At 64.8% G+C, this 17,255-nt stretch carries 13 protein-coding genes; 6 read left to right on the top strand and 7 right to left on the bottom strand.

The features are described 5' to 3' along the window. Window positions 1-23 precede the first annotated feature (23 nt). On the top strand, window positions 24-662 hold the full coding sequence (locus ACWEOI_RS30040; protein ID WP_452361755.1) for a TetR/AcrR family transcriptional regulator: 639 nt from the start codon (window positions 24-26) through the stop codon (window positions 660-662). 53 nt (window positions 663-715) lie between these two features. On the opposite strand, the gene dmpG is transcribed toward ACWEOI_RS30040, so the two are convergent. Genes dmpG through ACWEOI_RS30010 form a run of 6 tightly spaced genes read right to left on the bottom strand, consistent with a single transcriptional unit; the run spans window position 716 to window position 7,130 of the window. Beyond that, window positions 716-1,729 (bottom strand): 4-hydroxy-2-oxovalerate aldolase, encoded by a 1,014-nt coding sequence (gene dmpG / locus ACWEOI_RS30035; protein WP_452361754.1) that lies wholly within the window; start codon window positions 1,727-1,729, stop codon window positions 716-718. Next, window positions 1,729-2,673, bottom strand: a complete 945-nt coding sequence (locus ACWEOI_RS30030; protein WP_433673026.1) for an acetaldehyde dehydrogenase (acetylating) — start codon at window positions 2,671-2,673, stop codon at window positions 1,729-1,731. The genes dmpG and ACWEOI_RS30030 overlap by 1 nt, the downstream gene beginning before the upstream one ends. After that, window positions 2,673-3,488: a 2-keto-4-pentenoate hydratase gene (locus ACWEOI_RS30025; RefSeq protein ID WP_452361753.1), complete on the bottom strand. Its 816-nt coding sequence runs from the start codon at window positions 3,486-3,488 to the stop codon at window positions 2,673-2,675. The genes ACWEOI_RS30030 and ACWEOI_RS30025 overlap by 1 nt, the downstream gene beginning before the upstream one ends. After that, window positions 3,485-5,242: a bifunctional 3-(3-hydroxy-phenyl)propionate/3-hydroxycinnamic acid hydroxylase gene (locus tag ACWEOI_RS30020; RefSeq protein ID WP_433673024.1), complete on the bottom strand. Its 1,758-nt coding sequence runs from the start codon at window positions 5,240-5,242 to the stop codon at window positions 3,485-3,487. The genes ACWEOI_RS30025 and ACWEOI_RS30020 overlap by 4 nt, the downstream gene beginning before the upstream one ends. After that, entirely contained in the window at window positions 5,239-6,264 is a 1,026-nt protein-coding gene (locus tag ACWEOI_RS30015) for a VOC family protein (protein WP_433673023.1), read from the bottom strand. The genes ACWEOI_RS30020 and ACWEOI_RS30015 overlap by 4 nt, the downstream gene beginning before the upstream one ends. After that, window positions 6,261-7,130 (bottom strand): alpha/beta fold hydrolase, encoded by an 870-nt coding sequence (locus tag ACWEOI_RS30010; protein WP_433594342.1) that lies wholly within the window; start codon window positions 7,128-7,130, stop codon window positions 6,261-6,263. The genes ACWEOI_RS30015 and ACWEOI_RS30010 overlap by 4 nt, the downstream gene beginning before the upstream one ends. Before the next feature lie 435 nt (window positions 7,131-7,565). Here ACWEOI_RS30010 and ACWEOI_RS30005 point away from each other — a divergent pair, with 435 nt between their 5' ends. The 3 genes from ACWEOI_RS30005 (at window position 7,566) to ACWEOI_RS29995 (ending at window position 10,407) form a co-directional block, all read left to right on the top strand. Continuing rightward, a complete protein-coding gene (locus tag ACWEOI_RS30005; RefSeq protein ID WP_452361752.1) occupies window positions 7,566-8,306 on the top strand; it encodes a hypothetical protein in 741 nt (246 codons plus the stop codon). Between the two features lie 288 nt (window positions 8,307-8,594). Next, complete coding sequence (locus ACWEOI_RS30000) at window positions 8,595-9,482, top strand: cutinase family protein (RefSeq protein ID WP_452361751.1); 888 nt, start codon at window positions 8,595-8,597, stop codon at window positions 9,480-9,482. A 121-nt stretch (window positions 9,483-9,603) separates the two neighbouring features. Then, window positions 9,604-10,407: an SDR family oxidoreductase gene (locus tag ACWEOI_RS29995; protein ID WP_452361750.1), complete on the top strand. Its 804-nt coding sequence runs from the start codon at window positions 9,604-9,606 to the stop codon at window positions 10,405-10,407. A 57-nt stretch (window positions 10,408-10,464) separates the two neighbouring features. Here the strand turns inward: ACWEOI_RS29995 and ACWEOI_RS29990 are convergent, their stop codons facing one another. Further along, on the bottom strand, window positions 10,465-11,280 hold the full coding sequence (locus ACWEOI_RS29990; RefSeq protein WP_452361749.1) for an oxidoreductase: 816 nt from the start codon (window positions 11,278-11,280) through the stop codon (window positions 10,465-10,467). Window positions 11,281-11,646: 366 nt separating this feature from the next. On the opposite strand from ACWEOI_RS29990, the gene ACWEOI_RS29985 reads away from it, so the two are divergent. After that, a complete protein-coding gene (locus ACWEOI_RS29985; RefSeq protein WP_452361748.1) occupies window positions 11,647-13,623 on the top strand; it encodes a hypothetical protein in 1,977 nt (658 codons plus the stop codon). Beyond that, window positions 13,623-17,255: a tetratricopeptide repeat protein gene (locus ACWEOI_RS29980; protein ID WP_452361747.1), complete on the top strand. Its 3,633-nt coding sequence runs from the start codon at window positions 13,623-13,625 to the stop codon at window positions 17,253-17,255. The genes ACWEOI_RS29985 and ACWEOI_RS29980 overlap by 1 nt, the downstream gene beginning before the upstream one ends.

The following is a 17,255-nucleotide window of genomic DNA, read 5'->3' as shown; positions in this document are numbered from 1 at the left end:
TTTTCGATGGAGATGAGCAACTGATGGCTACCGAACCCGTGGTCCGCAATCGCATCGATCGGCGGCGTGAGCGCACGCGCAACGCCCTACTCGGAGCGGCCCGCAAGTTCCTGGCCGAGGGCCGCTCCGCGGTGAGCATCCAGGAGATCACCGACGAAGCCGACGTCGGCTTCGGCTCCTTCTACAACCACTTCGACTCCAAGGAACAACTCTTCGACGAAGCGGTCCGGTCCGTGTTGCAGGTCTACAGCGAGATGCGGGACGGCATCGTCGCCCTGTACGACGATCCCGCCGAGGTCTTCGCCGTCAGCTTCCGCATGACCGCGCGGCTGCAACGGCAAGTGCCCGAAATGATCCGGGTGATCCTGAATTCCGGCACCTCGGTGCTGCTGCGCGACGAAGGTCTCGCTCCCCGCGCCCGCCGCGACATCATCGCCGCTCAGGAAGCGGGGCGCTTCGAGCAGATGGACCCGGACATGGCGGTGATGGCGGCGGGCGGATCGCTGCTCGGGTTGCTTCAGCTGCTCGACGCGCAGCCCGACGCCGACGCCGGCGCTCTGGCCGACGAGATGACCTACCACATGCTGCGCATGTTCGGCATGAACAAGCGCTCCGCGCAGAAGCTGACCAGCACCGAACTGCCCGCCCAGCCGCAGCTGTAGCGGCAACTCCCGCCCCGCGGCGGGCGTGGCCGGGCGAGTGCCGCCGCCCGCCCTCATCCGGCGCGGCCGCCGGTGAGGTCGAGTGCGATATCGACGATCATGTCCTCCTGGCCGCCGACGAGACCTCGCCGGCCCGCCTCGCCGAGCAAGGTTCGCACATCGACTCCGTAGGTGGCGGAGGCTTTTTCCGCGTGCCGCAGGAAGCTCGAGTACACGCCCGCGTAGCCCAGGGTCAGGGTTTCCCGGTCGACCTGAACCGGCCGGTCCATCAGGGGCCTGATGAGGTCGTCCGCGGCGTCGGTCAGCTGATCCAGCTTCGCGGAGTGCTTCCAGCCGGTCAGATCAGCCACGGCGACGAAGGCTTCCAACGGCGTATTGCCCGCGCCCGCGCCGAGACCGGCCAGGGACGCGTCTACACGGGTGCCACCCTCCTCGACCGCGACCACACTGTTCGCGACGGACAGCGACAGGTTCTGGTGAGCGTGGATGCCGATTTCCGTGTTCTGGTCGAGCACCTCGCGGTAGGCCCGCACGCGATCGCGAACACCGTCCATGGTGAGCCTGCCACCCGAGTCGGTGACGTAAACGCAGTGCGCTCCATAGGATTCCATGAGTTTCGCCTGAGCTGCCAGCCCGGTCGGCGTGTTCATGTGGCTCATCATCAGGAAGCCCGACACATCCATGCCGAGGGCCCGGGCATAGGCGATGTGCTGGGCCGAGATGTCGGCTTCGGTGCAGTGCGTCGCGACACGCACCGAGCGGACGCCCAGGTCGTAGGCGCGCCTCAGATCTTCGATGGTGCCGATGCCCGGCAGCAGCAGCGTGGTCAGCCGTGCGGTGGTCAGCGCCCCCGCCGCGGCCTCGATCCATTCCCAGTCGGTGTGGCTGCCGGCCCCGTAGGTGAGGCTGCCGCCGTGCAGACCGTCGCCGTGCGCGACCTCCACCGCGTCGACCCCGGCGGCATCCAGCGCCGCGGCCACCGCGGCAACGGTTTTCGGCGTGATCCGATGGCGCAGCGCGTGCATGCCGTCGCGCAGCGTCACGTCCTGAAGGAAGATCTTGGTCATTACACGGTCTCCTGGGTCAGGGCGGTGGTCGCGATCCGCTCGGCAACCCGCAGTGCGGCGGAGGTCATGATGTCGAGGTTCCCGGCGTAGGCGGGCAGGTAGTGGGCCGCGCCCTCGACTTCGAGGAACACCGAAACCTGGTGCGTGACAATCGAATCACCCACGAGCGTGCGCATCGCGGCCGCGTTGACCGGAACGATCTGCACGGACTGCTTGAGTCGGTAGCCCGGCACGTAGCTCGCGACCTCGGCGACCATCGATTCGATCGATGCCCGCACGGCCGCATGGGTTTCCGGATCGGGGTCACCGATCAGGGCGAGCACGGTATCGCGCATGATCAGCGGCGGCTCGGCGGGATTGAGGACGATGATCGCTCGCCCGGACGCCGCACCGCCGACCGCCTCGATCGCGTGCGATGTCGTCTCGGTGAATTCGTCGATGTTCGCGCGGGTTCCCGGGCCGGCCGACTTCGACGCGATCGAGGCGACGATTTCCGCGTACGGCACAGCCGTGACCTGAGAGATCGCCGAAACGATCGGGATCGTGGCCTGCCCGCCGCAGGTCACCATGTTCACATTGGGCGAGTCCAGGTGCTGGTCGAGATTGACCGGGGGCACGACGTACGGACCGATCGCCGCGGGAGTCAGGTCGATCAGTCGTTTCCCGAACGGCTCGAGCGCGGCCGCGTTGGCCTGGTGAGCGCCCGCGGAAGTCGCGTCGAAGACGATGTCGATCTGATCGAAATCCTCCATGCCGATGAGTCCACTGACGCCGCGCGCGGTCGTGGGCACCCCCATCCGCGCGGCGCGAGCCAGCCCGTCGGAGTCGGGATCGATGCCGACCATCGCCGCCATCTCGAGGACCTCCGAGTGACGCAGCACCTTGATCATCAGGTCGGTGCCGATATTGCCCGAACCGATTACCGCTACCTTGATGCGGCTCATCACAGTTCCTCCCATACGAAGTCGACGGCGCCGAGTGTCTCCGCGCTGCTGAATATCTCGGCGTGCACGCGAGCGCCGGGGCGTAGCGACGCCATCGGGCCGAGAGCGCCGGAGAGCACCACCTCCCCCGCACGCAACGGATTACCGAAGTCGCGAGCGGTTCGCGCGAGCCAGGCCAGCGCGTTGAGCGGGTCGCCCAGGCAGGCCGACCCGGTTCCGGTGGAGACGACCTCGCCGGCGATGGCCATGGTCATGGCTATCTCGCGGGGTTCGAATTCCTCGAGCGACAGTCGCCGCGAGCCGAGCGCGAACCACCCGCTGGAGGCGTTGTCGGCGACGGTGTCGGCGAAAGTGATGTCCCAGTCGGCGATCCGGCTGTCGACGATCTCGAGGGCGGCGACCGCGTACTCGATCGCGCCGCGCACGGTGATCGGGTCGAGCTGCTCACCATCCAGGTCCGCCCCGAGCACGAACGCCAGTTCGGCCTCCACCTTCGGCTGCAGCAGCCGGGGCCGCTGGGCCACAGTGGTTTCCGATACATCCATGTCGCCGAAGAGCACCCCGAAGTCGGGCTGGCCGACACCCAGTTGCTGCTGTACCGCCGGTGAGGTCAGCCCGATCTTGCGCCCGACGATCCGGGCGCCGGACACGAGGCGGCCCTGGACGCCGATGCTCTGCACGGCGTACGCCGACACGACGTCGTCGGGGCCGATGAGGTCGCGGACCGGTGCGACGGGCTCACCGGTGGCGGTCGCGGCTGCCAGCCGGTCGGCCGCGGCGCGGATGGCCGGGGAATCGGTCAGGGTGAAGGTCATCGAGCCTCCTCGAGGTCGCGGTCGGACTCCGGCGACGCGGACGGCCCGATGGCGGAGGTATCCGGAGCGGGGGCACCGGTGCGCGGCGCGGCCAGCCGGCCGAACAGTTCGGCTACGAGCTTGTCGCCAGCTCCGGCGGCGGCGGTGCCGAAGACGTAGCGGTCCGGCCGGAGCACGAGCAGCCCGCCGGTGCGGACGCCGGCCTTGCCGAACCATCGGGTCAGCACGCCGGTGTGGTCCTCGATGTCGGTGTAGTCGTCACCGGTGATGCGGCCGTCGCCGGGCGCGCCCTGGGGGCGTCCGCCGCTCGGGTACACGGTGACGAACCGCGTGCCCAGGGTCTGCAGTGCGGCCAGATCATCGGCGGACAGTGCCTTCCGCGGGTCGACGCCGTATCCGAGGACCGAAAAGCCCTGGCCCAGTACATCGTCGAGGCGGCAGTGGTGTCCGTCGAAGGTTCGGACCTCCGGTTGCGGAGCCAGCGCGCCTTCGACACCGAACAGCCCGCGCCGCGCCAGACCCAGGTACTTTCCGCGGCGGAACCGCGGAGCCGGCTTCATCTTCGCGGCTCGGATCCAGCCGCCCACTCCCGGCGTGTGCAGCGCGGCCGTCAGCACCAGGTCCCGCGCGCCTGCCAGCAGCTTGTTGTCGACGGAGACGAGGCTCTTGTTCAGTACCGACAGGTCGATCATCGCCTTGGCGTGCGGGCGGCGCTCGGCCTCGTAACTGTTCAGAATCTCCAGCCCGGCACCGTGTTTCAGGATGGCGATGAGCTTCCAGGACAGGTTGTCGGCGTCGCGGACACCGGCGTTCATGCCCTGCCCGATGAATTGCGGCGTCATGTGAGCGGCATCGCCCGCGATCAGGATCCGGCCGACCCGCCACCGGTCGGCGACCACCGCGTTGAAGGTGTACACCAGCTTGCGCAGCACCTCGACCTCGTCCGGGTCGACGAAGCGGGAAATGTAGCGCCGGACGGTGTCCGGGTCCTCCATCTGTTCCTTGGTCTGATCATCGCTGAGCAGGAACTCGAAGCGATGGTGGTTCCCCGGCTGGGGGCACGACACGATCGGAAGCGCCGGATCGCACACGAAGTCGAAGTAGGGCAGATGCCGGAACGCGTCGACGCCCTCCTTGGCCTCGAGGTCCACGACCAGCCAGCGTTCGGGAAAGCTGGTCCCGGTCATGTCGATTCCGAGCTTGGTACGCACCACGCTGCGGCCACCATCGCAGCCGACCAGGAACTTCGCGCGCACACGCTCGGCGGTTCGCGGGTCGCTCTCGGGGGCGTTCTTGCCGTACGAGGTGCCTCGGCACGCGGCGTGCTCGACGCTGACACCCGTGGCGTCCTGGTCGAAGTCGGTCACCTCACGACCTCGGCGCACCGTCACGTTGGGGTAGCGGCCGAGCGCGCGCTCGAGCGTGTTCTCCAGGTACGGCTGGTAGAGGAAGTTCACCACGGGCCAGCCCTGCGGCCGGTCGGTCTGGTGGAACTGCACCAGCACCTCTCCATTGGCGCGCACCCACTGCACGGTGGAGTCCACGTTCATGTCGGCGGCGAGTTCGTCGGCGGCACCGGCGGTTTGGAAGATCCGCATGCATTCGTCGTCGGTGTAAACCGCGCGCGCGAGCCCATAGAACTCCGGCTCTCGTTCGAGCACCAGCACGCTCGCTCCGCGCCGCCCCAGCAGATTGGCAAGGGTGAGCCCCGCCGGGCCCAGGCCGACGACCACCACGTCGTAGTCGGTGTTCATCGTGAAAGTCCTCCTGCCAGTTCGGGAACGGTGATCTCGGGAGTGACCGTGCTCAACAGGCCCTGCCGGAATTGCTCGAATTTGGTCAGCACGGTCTCGCCCACCGGGGTGTGTCCCCAGATGCTGATCCCTTGGTATGTGGACGGTTCCCACGTCGCTTCGAGCTCGGGGCCGATCACGATCGGGTTCCACCCGACCTCGAGCTCGAACCCCGACGGCGTGACGCAGTAGTACGACAGTTCGCGGTCATTGGTGTGCTGTCCCACCGACCACTGCATACGAAAGCCCAGATCTTTCACCCGCTGATACGAGGCGAGCATGTCATCGAGCGTCGCGGACTGAATATTGATGTGCTGCACCGAGGTTCGGATCGGATCGATCTTGACCCCGCGGATGTTCGCGATCGCGATGGAGTGGTGCCGTTCGTTGACCCGCAGGAACCGGATCTTCATCTTCAGACCGGAGACGTTCTCATCGATGTAGTCGCTGAGCCGGGAATCGAAGACCGTGTGGAAATAGCCGCGAATGGACTCCGGCTCACGCGACAGGATCGCCACATGACCCAGGCCCGCCTCGCCGGTCACCCACCCGGAACTCTGCATGCGCAGCGGCTCGGACGTGGTCACCGGGACCGTGAAGATCTCCTGCGCGATGCCTTTCGGCCCGGCGAAACGCCACAGGCGTTCCACACCGCGCAGGGCCGCTTCCTCCTTGGCGCCCTCGATGATCGGCACGCCGCGATCGGTGACCCTGGCGATGATGCGGTCGAAGGTCTCGTGGTCGTCGACCTGCCAGCCCAGCGCGATGACGTCCTCGGCCGAGCCACGGCGGATGAGGAATCGACAGGACCGGTCGTCCAGGCGGAACCGCAGCGTGTTGGGGTCGACGTCGTCGACGTGCAGACCGATCGCGTCGGCGCCGAAGCGCCGCCAATCGGTCAGCCGATTCGACTGCACGACGACGTATCCCAGGTGGACCGCGCCGAAGACCGAGTCGTCGGCGGGCGGCGGGACACCGATCATGACGCCGCCTCCAGGAAAGCGGTGGCTAGCGCGTTGAACAGGTCGGCGCGTTCCCACTGCACCCAGTGACCGGTATTGGCTGCCAGGTACAGGTCGCAGTTGGGCATCGCCTCGGCCAGCATGCGGCCGCCGGCGGGTCGATTGACCTTGTCGTCGGCTCCCCAGATCACCAGCGTCGGATGGGCGACCTCACGCAGGCGCGAGTCGCGGGTGAAGTCCATCCGCCACACCGTGCGCAGGGCCAGCGGACCCGAGGGTCGGCGCAGTGGCGGGTTCGCCACGACTTCCGGGTCCAGGCTGTCGCGATAGCGGGCTTCGATCAGCTCGGCAGGCACCGCGTCGCCGTCGTACACGAGGTACTCACGGATGAACTTGGTGATCTTCTCCAGGCTCGGACCGCTCCCGCCGTAGTAGTTCAGCAGCTCCTGCAGCCCGGCGGTGGGCAGTGCGCGAGTCGTGCCCACCCCGCCCGGACCCATCAGGATCAGACGGTTCACCTTCTCCGGTCGTTCCATCGCCAGCCGCAGGGCCGCCGCGCCGCCGTAGGAGTTGCCGACCAGATGCGCCGAGGCGATGCCCAGTTCGTCCAGCAGGCCGCCGATCGCTCCCGCCAGATCGCCGAACGGATCGGAGTGATCGATCCACTTCGAAGACCGTCCATACCCGGGCATGTCCGGCACGATCACCCGGAAGCGCTGTGCCAGCGCTTCGACATTCCGCGAGTAGTTCGACATCCCGGATGCTCCCGCGCCACCACCGTGCAGCAGCACGAGCGCGGGGCCCGACCCAACCTCCACGAAGTAGATCTCTCGCTCGCCGACCCGGACCGTCCGGCCGGTGCCGACACCTTTGTCGATGCTCGTCACAGCTACCTCCAGAACTTGTGTTGACTAAATCATCAACTTCGATCACCTACTCTGTCAAGGGCAAGTTGATGAAACCATCAGAACTTGGCGACCGGTCGCCACGAACGACCTGCTCCCGTCCCCCGATTGCGTGAACGGTCAGTTTCGATCTTCTGAACGACCTTGATAGACCTCTAAGAAACTGAGCTTCTTATCAAGAGAACTCTGAGAATTCCGGCAAAATCCCCCGCTCCAGGTTGTCGGTGGCCTAACGCTCTCCTACCGTTCCTCCCGTCCGGTCAAGTCCTGGCGAACCGCACTGTCGGCAGGCGACATATCGATCCACTCGCTCGCGGCCGGACCGCGCCGAATCACCCCCACACAACGCCGTAAGCGGGCTTCTCCCGGCATCGATGACGCGCGCCTGATGAAGGAAAAACAGAAAGGCTCACCGTCGTGAGATTCACCGAAATCACCGGAACCGCCCTGACCGTCGGCACCGCCATCGTCCTGGCCACCGCGGGGAACCAGGCTGTCGCACACGCCGACTCGCCGACCGGCCCGGCCATCGACTACACCGTCACGAACACAGAGTCGACCACCTTGATCCGGACCAGCGCGGGGTCTCTGGTGACAGAGAACGGCGTCCTCGAGGTCAAGGCCACCGACGGCACCACCGTCGCTGGCACCGAATTGAATTTCCGGGTCGACGATTTCGTGTTCCCGATCGAAGCCGCCATCGACGGCCGAGCCGCGACCCTGACCCCGCAGTTCGACCTCGCGCACGCCCAGTACAAGCCCGTGACCCTCCCCTACGAGGACCAGGCGACCTGGAAGAACGAGCAGGAGCGCGAAACGGCCGCCTGGAACCGCATGACCAGCACCATCAGCATGGGAGCCACCATCGGCACCACAGCGGGCGCCGTGGGCGGCGGTGCCGTCGGTTGCGTCATCGGCGGAGTGTCCGGCGCGACTCTGACCGGGACGCTCGCGACCATGTTCGGCGGCCTGCCCAGCGAGGTCCAGGGCTGCATCGCCGGTGTGGCCGCGGGCGGATTCCTGGGCACCCTCGCCGGACAGGTCTTCGTCACCGCGCCGGTCGCGATTGCCGCGGCCGCACAGTACTTCACCACCATCAACCAGCCCATGCCGAACAGGCAGCAGAGCCAGCAGGGGCAGGACCAGGGGAAGAAGTAGCCCAGCCCAGCGGGAGGACACCGCCGAAACGGCTTCGCCGGAGCCCGGGTTCGCTCATCGAACCCGGGCTTCTCCATCCGCCCCTTCTGTGCCGCATCGCAATTCGCCACTCATCGTGCGTACTGCATGTCGCTTGGGAGCAACACCACCATTCCTGACCTTCTCATCGAACTCGATCAGCAAATACATTAGGGGATAGTTGATGAAATCATCACTGCCTGTCGCTTGTCACCACCGAACGGGACAGCACGACCCCGTGGAGGAACCTTGCGATTGAAGAGATCGGTCGTGGCAGTGGTCGCCGTAGCGGCGTCGGGCCTTTCCAGCGCCGTGTTGGGTACAGGCAGCGCGGACGCGACATCCGGCTGCCCGACGCTCTATGTCGTCGCGATACCCGGCACCTGGGAGACGGGAGCGAACAGGTCCCCGATAGCCAACGGGCCGGGCATGCTGGCGGGAGTCACCGACGGGCTGCCCCACTCCACAGAAGTCACCTACGTCGACTACCCGGCCACCGCCTTCCCTTGGGAAGGCGACATATACGGCTCATCCAAAAAGCAAGCAGTACAGAACGCGCGCGCACTGATCGGGGCGATGGCCCAAAGGTGTGACACCACCCGCGTCGCTCTCGTCGGATACAGCCAGGGCGCGGATGCCGCGGGAGACGTCGCGGCCGAGATCGGCACCGGCACGGGCGCCATCCCGGCGAACCGGTTCGCCGGTGTGGGCTTGCTGTCGGACCCGAGCCGCTCCCCCACCGACACCCAGGTCGGTCCACCCGTCGACGGCGCGGGCGCGGCCGGGCCTCGAGCGGGGGGCTTCGGAGTGGTCGGCGACCGGGTCCGCACCATCTGCGCCCGAGGAGACCTGTACTGCTCCGCCGATGATCAGGACGTGCTCACCAGGCTCGCCACCTATCTCGCCCGACAGGATGCGATCCCGAACAGCATGTGGCTGTATCAGCTTCAGGCAGCCCGGCTACTCGCAGATGTGCGGGCACATGGCGGTCTCGCGGCCCTCCAGACGCAGCTCGGCTCCGACATGAGCCGCGATCACGCGCAGCAGCTGGCCAAGTTCTACGCAACCGGAACTCACGAGTCCTATGGCACCTATCAGGTCGGCGACGGCCAGACCGCAACCGGCTGGATGCACAACTGGATCGCCGGCATGGCGTGAAGGATGAACCCCCGCCTGCCAGATCCATCGATGCGACCACGAAATCGACGTCTCCGTCATGGAGCTCGACGAAGCCTCGTTCTGATTCGAGACGGCTTCCGACGGCGACCAAAGATCCTTGATGAAAGGCACGACCGATGCTGCTCCCCCAACTGCCGGAATCCATCGGATGATCGAGCGCAAAAATATCTTGATCACCGGTGCCAGCTCAGGGCTCGGCGCGGGTATGGCGCGACAATTCGCTGCCCGCGGCAGGAACCTCGCCCTCTGCGCCCGCCGCGTCGACGAGCTCGAGAGGCTGCGCGACGACCTGCTGCGCTCCCACCCCGACATCACCATCACGCTCGCACGACTCGACGTGAACGACCACGACGAGGTGTTCAGTGTCTTCCACCAGTTCTCGCAGGAGATGGGGGGCCTCGACCGCGTGATCGTCAACGCCGGCATCGCTCAGGGCCACCCGATCGGCACCGGCGGGTTCGCGACGAACCGCGAAATCGCGAACACCAATTTCGTTGCCGCCCTTGCTCAATGCGAGGCAGCGATGGAGATCTTCCGTGCACGCAACCAGGGTCACCTGGTGGTGATTTCCTCCATCGCAGCGCTGCGCGGTATGCCGAGCACGCCGACATACTCAGCCACCAAAGCCGGCCTCGCGACCCTCGCCGAGGCGATCCGCGCCGAAACCCTCGCCACCCCGATCAATGTCACCACCGTCTACCCCGGCTACATCCAATCCGACCTCGGCTCGACCGACGCCAGCCGACCATTCCAGGTGTCAACCGAAGAAGGAGTGCGGGCCCTCGTGAAAGCAGTCGAACGTGAGGCGGGTCGAGCGACGGTGCCGTCTTGGCCCTGGGCACCAGTCGGACTCGCGTTGCGGCAACTGCCGCTGTCCTTGATCGCCAAGCTCGGTCAGCAGTAAGGGATTGGCTTCGACCCGGATCGTGGGAGATATCCACTCCGGATTCCGCGGTCGAAGTCAGATACCGCGGTTACCACTCTGCATCTGGCGAACCTGCCTGTCGCGCAACGTTCGCATGTCGGCGATGAAGGCGCGGGCCGCCGACACTGCGTCGACTTTGCCACTGCCGATGGCGTGCTCGATCCCTTCCTTGGTGTGGAATCCGCCGACACAGATCACAGGGATCGAGAGCGCTTCGGTGAATCGGGCAGCGCAGTCGAGGTTGAACCCCTCGGTAGGCGGTCGCAGTCGCCCGGCGACTCGTTCGGCGGCCGGTGCTGCGGCAAGCATCACCGCCTTGCGAAGACGAGAATTCGATGTCATCGGGCCCCGCGTCATCGAGTTGTAGACGAAGCCGCGATAGTTGCCCTGCACCATTCCGGGCCAGGATTCGTAGAGGCCGCGCGAGACCTCGAGCGCATCGGCGCCGCTGTCCTGGAGCCAACGCGCGACCCGCACGAGTTTGGCCTTGCAGGCCCGGCGCAGCAGCAGATCGTCGGTTCCGTTCAGCTTCACCAGGATCGGGAACGAGTCTCCTACCTCTGCGCGAACCGCTGTCAACACCTCGAGCAGCAGGCGTGCCCGATTCTCGAGCGGGCCGCCGTACTCATCGGTTCGCCGGTTGGTGTGCGGGGTGAGGAATTGGCTGAGCAGGTAACCGTGCGCAGCTGGATCTGTAGTCCGTTCATGCCCGCGTGGAGCGCTCGACCCGCAGCCCGCACGAAAGAGTCGACGACGATTAGGGGCAGTTCGTCGCCGCGCAGCGGGCTGGGCCGGATAGGCGCTCGCCGCGGCAATTCGGCTCAACCGCTCAATCCCCCACATATCAGTCATCGCGGGCCTCAATACAATTGGCGCACTCGCAGTGGTCAGACCCGGTGGCAGCGCGGCTATTCACGGACGATCCATCGACGGCCGGACTCAGTTCGTCCACTTTGGCCCGCGCTCGAGCTCCATCATGGGACTATCGGTGCCGATCGCACGCTGACCACCGAGGGCGTTGTGGACTACGACAGAGTTGCCGATATCCGGTCCCTGGACGAAAGCGGGGCCGTGATGGACGTGGGTTCGGGGTACCTGGTTGCACCTCGGCTTGTTCTCACCGTACGACACCTTGTCGAACCGGGGTGGGACGACGCCAGCGATGGCTTCCGCCCGTGCCATCCGAAATTTGAAGTGCGCGTAGGCCATCCACTTCACATGAAACCGGTCATCTGTACCGCGACGGTGGTGTGGCGTCACCGGTATCGAGACGCCGCTCTCCTCGAAATCGACACGAGCCTCAACCCTCGGCCGATCATGTGGGGACGGTTCGCGTGCAGTGATGACGCACAGTGCGAGTCGATCGGCTTCCCGCGATTTGCGCACTACGACGGCCGTCGGCATACGGTCGTGGTCTCGGGGCCAGTGAAGCCGTTCACCATGGGCCCGAATAGTACGTATGCCCTCGAGATCGCTGTGGCCCCGACGTCAGGTAAACCGGACCCGGAAACGGATGGGGCAGAACAGGAAACGGACGAGGCCGAACCGGCGTGGAGAGGGCTATCCGGTGCAGCGGTGATCTGTGCCAATCATGTGATCGGGCTCCTCGCCAAGGACGACGAGCTGTTCGACAATCACATGATCTACGCAGTGCGCGTGAGTCAGCTGTTCACGGATGCCGTTTTCGTTGAGCATCTTCGACAGTCGTCCGGATGGACGCCGGTCATGGTTCCGATCGAATTCTCCCGAATCATTCAACGCCGCCCGCATCCCTTGACGCAGGGAGGTCCCGCATCGCTGCTTCGAGCTGCAACGGAGGCGGTTAGGTTTATCGAAAAAGGCTCTCAGCTCGAAGAACTGGCGCACTGGCGGGATGCAGGTGGTCCCCAGTTGTCTATCTGTCTCGTGACCGCCCCTGCCGGTGAGGGCAAGACTCGGCTTGGGCGCGAGTTCCTGCAGCGCAGTGACGAGGCTGGCTTCGCCACGGGGTTCGTGGAAGCAGCGATCAGCATTCAGCAGCACTGGGCGACGCTCTCTCGTAGTGTTCTGCCGCTGGTGCTGGTCAGCGACTACGCCGAGTCGCGTCCCGGCGACCTGCTGGGGTTGGTGAAGGCGTCGATGATGGATCCACCGCAGCGACGTGTGTGCCTGTTGCTGCTGGCACGGTCGAAAGGCTCGTGGTGGGGACATCTGGACAGTGTCGGTGGGACAATCGTTCACGGCCACGTACTTCTGGAACCGCTCGGTAACGCCATGGAGGCTCGTATGACCGCCTACTGCCAGGCTGTCAGCGACCTGGGCCGACGCCTCGCCGAGCGACACAGCGACACCCGGTACCGCCACGCGGCTGAACGCCTCACGGCCGACCCGCCCGATCTCAGCGACACGAGCTACACCAATGCTCTGTCTCTGCAGATCAAGGCTTATCTTGATCTGCGCGACGCTGTCGAGGACGGACCCGCGGGGCGTACAGCCGAGCCTGACGATCCCGACACCGAGTTCGTGAGACACGAACAGTCCTATCTGGAACAAGTGGCGCGGCGAAAAGGTTTGTACGGCAAGGACATTATCTCACCCCGTGTGGACAACTTCGATCGTGACGTGGAGGTCAAGAAGGTGCTCGACACCTTGTTGTGCGCAACGATCCTACTCAACCCCGTCGATGACGACGCTGCCGTCCGGATCATCCAACGGTCGGTGCCCGGCCAGCACAACGAAGATGTGTTGTCATGGATGCGTGAGGTGTATCCGCCGACGGGTGAGGGGACCGATACCATCGGGCGCGTCGAGCCTGACCGAATCGCGGAGTTCTTGGTGGGCGAAATGTTGTCTGCCGATAAGGATCTCACGGCGCTGATCGGCGGGTGGGTGGATACGGAGCAGACCGCGCACCACATGCTGCTGGTCCTCGCCCGAACCGCCACGCATGCCAAGTTTCAGGCAGTGATCGATCCCCAGATTTCCGATCTGATCGTCGAGTACCCGTCGTTCTTCGCCGAACCTGCGAAACAGCTTGTGAAGACCGCACAGCGGGCGGCACCAATCGTGCAAGGTATCAAGCGACTGCCTGTCCCCACGCGGCGGCCCGCGCCTGTGGATCTGTCCTATGGACGACGACAGCTACCGATACTTTTCCCCGCGCCACGACCCGCCGGCCCGGCGGTCGGGAACGACCCACATGGCAGGGAGAACTGATGGCTGAGTGCGACGCCTTTATCTCCTACGCTCACGGCGACAGGCCGAGGGTGCACATCCTGGCTGAGCAACTGCGTCGGCGTGGTCTCGTCGTACAGCTCGACGGTTGGAAACTGCGTCCTGGCGAACGATGGGCGTCCTCGATCGAAAACATGATGGCAGCCTCACGAGCCGTCGTCCTGGTGATCAGCTCGGCATGCCTGCACAGCACGTGGCAGCAGGAAGAATACGCGGCATTGCTGCGACAGTCGGTTGCAAGCGATGATCGGATCTTTCCGGCCGTCATCGACGATATCGAGTTCCCTACCTGGCTGAGAGTTCGCCAGTGGATCGATCTTCGCGGCGAGGGCCACGGCGAGAGCCACGGCGAAACCAAAGAGCAGCTGATCGACATACTTGTCGCCGCGATCAAGAAGGCTGGTCGTCAGCGTCACGTTGGGCTCAATGCCTTCTTGCACCACGCGGTCGCGCGCCAGAACCATTCTGTGCATGCCAGTTTCACCCTGACGATCACTGCTTCGCGTGCAGTCCTGCGCGAGGACTTCGGCCACCGAGAACCTGTCGAGTCGTCGGTCCATACCATCCATCCCCGAGTGCAGGAACTGGCTGTACTCGCTCGCGACCATCCCAACCCAGCACTGCTGCGAGATCTCGGCATTGCTTTGGGAGAGGACCTGCTGCACGGCGACATCGCCGATGGTCTGCGCCACGCATTGAATGAAGCAAAACGACGCGACGCGGTGGTCCGGCTCGCGCTTGAAGTGGCGGAGCCTGAACTCAGCGCCCTTCCATGGGAGGCGATGAGTGTCGAGGGTGTGTCGGCCCCTCTCGCCCTGCATCCGCACCTGCAGCTGTACCGACGCAGCATCTACGGCCCAACAACAATTCCACAGCTGACGGCCGCGGGACCGCTCCGCGTCCTGGCAGTGACCTCCACACCAGAGCCCAGCAATGCCGACTCCGCATTGCAACTTCTGCTCGACAGCCTCGCCCCGCTACGCGACCGCGCCGTGGATGTTCGAATACTCAACAGAGCCAGCCTGCCTTCGATCGCGGCGGCCCTCGGCGCCGAACCCTGCCATATCCTTCACATCTCGTGCCAGACCCGATTCGGAGAGTTGCTGTTGGAAGATGAAGACGGTGGAGCAGACATCGTCGGCCCCAACCGCTTCGCCGATGCGATCGCAGCCCGAGTATCGCTTGTCATGCTCGCTACCCGCGAGACCGCTGACCCGATCGATACCAAGGGGTTCAGGGACGGATCGTTTGCCAACACTCTTCTTGCACAAGGAATTCCAGCTGTCATCGCGATGACCGGCGTGGTGAGCGAAAACTATGCCGCAACATTCGCCAGCGCACTCTACCGGGAGCTGGCAACGACTACTGAACCCAATGTGCTGACATGTTTCTCCGAAGCACGACGGCGCGTCGAGCTCGGACGCCGCGACCTGGCGACCTTCTCATCCCAGGTCGGTCCGCCCGAGTGGGCACGTCCGGTACTGCTGACGCGCTCGGTGCCCTCGATCCTGTTCCAAATCAGCGAATCCTCGGAGACCAACAACGATCTTCCTTCCCCACCCGAAAGTTTCGTGGGAAGGCAGGCCGAAGTGCGAGAACTGATGTCGGTTCTCTTGGAAGAAGGCGCGGTCGCGGTCATTACCGGGCCAGCAGGAATGGGTAAGACCGCGTTGGCTCGCAATGTCATCGGACGATCGGGACTGGTGCCGGTGAGTCCTCCGCCAGGTCGGGTCAGCGCGCAAGCGATCCGGGATGTGCTGCCCGGCCCTGAGCTGACCAAACCCTGGGTGTTGTTCCTGGATAGGTTTGAAGGGAACTTGCGTCGCTCCGATCATGCAGGAGAGATCCGGGATGCCGAAGTGCGCCAAGCCATCGAGGACGCGTTGACCCTCCACGGTGGTCGAGTGCTCGTCACCACTCAGATCCCGGTGGCGTTCTCTGCACTAGGAGGAACACGAGCCGCATCGCATCCGATCCGCGCACTTTCAGAAGCCGAATCTCGGCTACTGATGTGGCATTTGCCCAGTTTGCGAACCTTGACGGACGAGGAGCAGATGTACATCGGGCGCCTCGCCGGCGGCAACCCTCAAGTACTGCTGACCCTGAACATGATGATGGAGCGCGAGCAGGTGCCTTTTGACCACTTGCGAAGCGAACTCAGCGACGAGGCACCATGGACGCTCGTGAAGCCTGTCAGACGGCATATCGAGCTGCTGGCGATCGAGGAATTCGAGTTGCTTTTGTGGCTGAGTGTGTTTCGAGTCGGCCCCAAACGTGCCATGTGGGAGAACGAGCAGGAAGCGACACTCAGATATTTGGTGTCACAGGGATTTGTCACAGTCGCGGGTGATCACGAACCGCGACATTCAGTGCATCGTATTGTCACAAGGACCGTGCTGCAGAGCTCGCGGGCAGATCCTTCCCGGATACGAGCGGCCCATTCCGGCGCCGCCTCGTACTGGCGGTCAAACGCATCGAGCGAGTCGGCGATCATGGCGCTGGGAGAGGCAAGGTATCACCTCCATCAGATCGACGATATGGACGAAGCGCTGGATGTGACAGTCGAACTCGGTCGTCTGCTGCGCAGAGCAGGCAAGTTGTCCGACGAGGCCGACCTCTACCGCACGACGCTGTCCTGGATCGCCGACAGCGATCCGCGCACAGCGATGCTTGCAGTCGGCCTGGGCGACGCGCTTGACGCGCTCGAGCTCCCCGACGAAGCAGAGACCAACTATCGACGCGCACTGGCGGTTTGCAATTCCCAAGGCGATCGAAATACCGCAAGCCGGATCGCGTTTCGCCTCGGCCTCGTACATCAAAAGCGAGGGGAACTCTCAACAGCCGAGTCCTGGTACCAATCGTGCCTTGCCTTGTCGACAGAGCAGGCGGATCGCCCACGAAATGCAGCCGCGTATCACCAGCTCGGAATCCTGTCACAGATTCAAGGAATGTACGACACTGCGGAAGAATGGTACCGCAAGGCGGTGGCGGTCGCCGAGGACGACGATCGGCGTGCTCTCAGCAACAACCAGATCGCCAATCTCACATTCAGGCGCGGCGACTACCAAGAGGCGACCACACTTTATCAGCAAGCACTGGAAATCCTTCAGCGGGCGGGAGATCAGCACGGCACTGCGGTCGCGCTGCAAAATCTGGGTCTGGTCGCGTACCAGCTCCGCGACTTTCCTCGAGCCCGATCGCACTTTCGCCGGGCACTTCATCTCGCCGAGAATCTGGGCGAACGCACGCTCGAAGCCGCGTGTTTGCAGTCCCTCGCATTCGTGTTCGCTGATATCGAGGACGATGCACACGCACTAACGTACTTCGAGCAGGCGCTCGCAATCTTCGAGGAGATAGGCGACACCAGCGAAGTGGCCAGCGTCAGTAGCGAGATCGCGCGGATGCTGACCCGGCTCGGCCGAGCGGAAGACGGACTGCCGTACGGGCTGATGAGCTTGCTTCTGGCGATCGACCTGGGGTCCCACGAGGTTGGTGCCACCAGTGGTTTGCTGGCAGAACAGCGCGCCGCGCTTGGATCCGAGCGCTTCAGTCAGATCCTGGCCGAGACGCTTGACCCGGACAAGGTCGCAATCATCGCGAGTGTGCTGGATTGA

This window comes from Nocardia sp. NPDC004340, assembly GCF_053602575.1.
The sequence above is the reverse complement of the archived record's forward strand: the minus strand, read 5'-3'. Positions and strand labels throughout refer to the sequence as shown.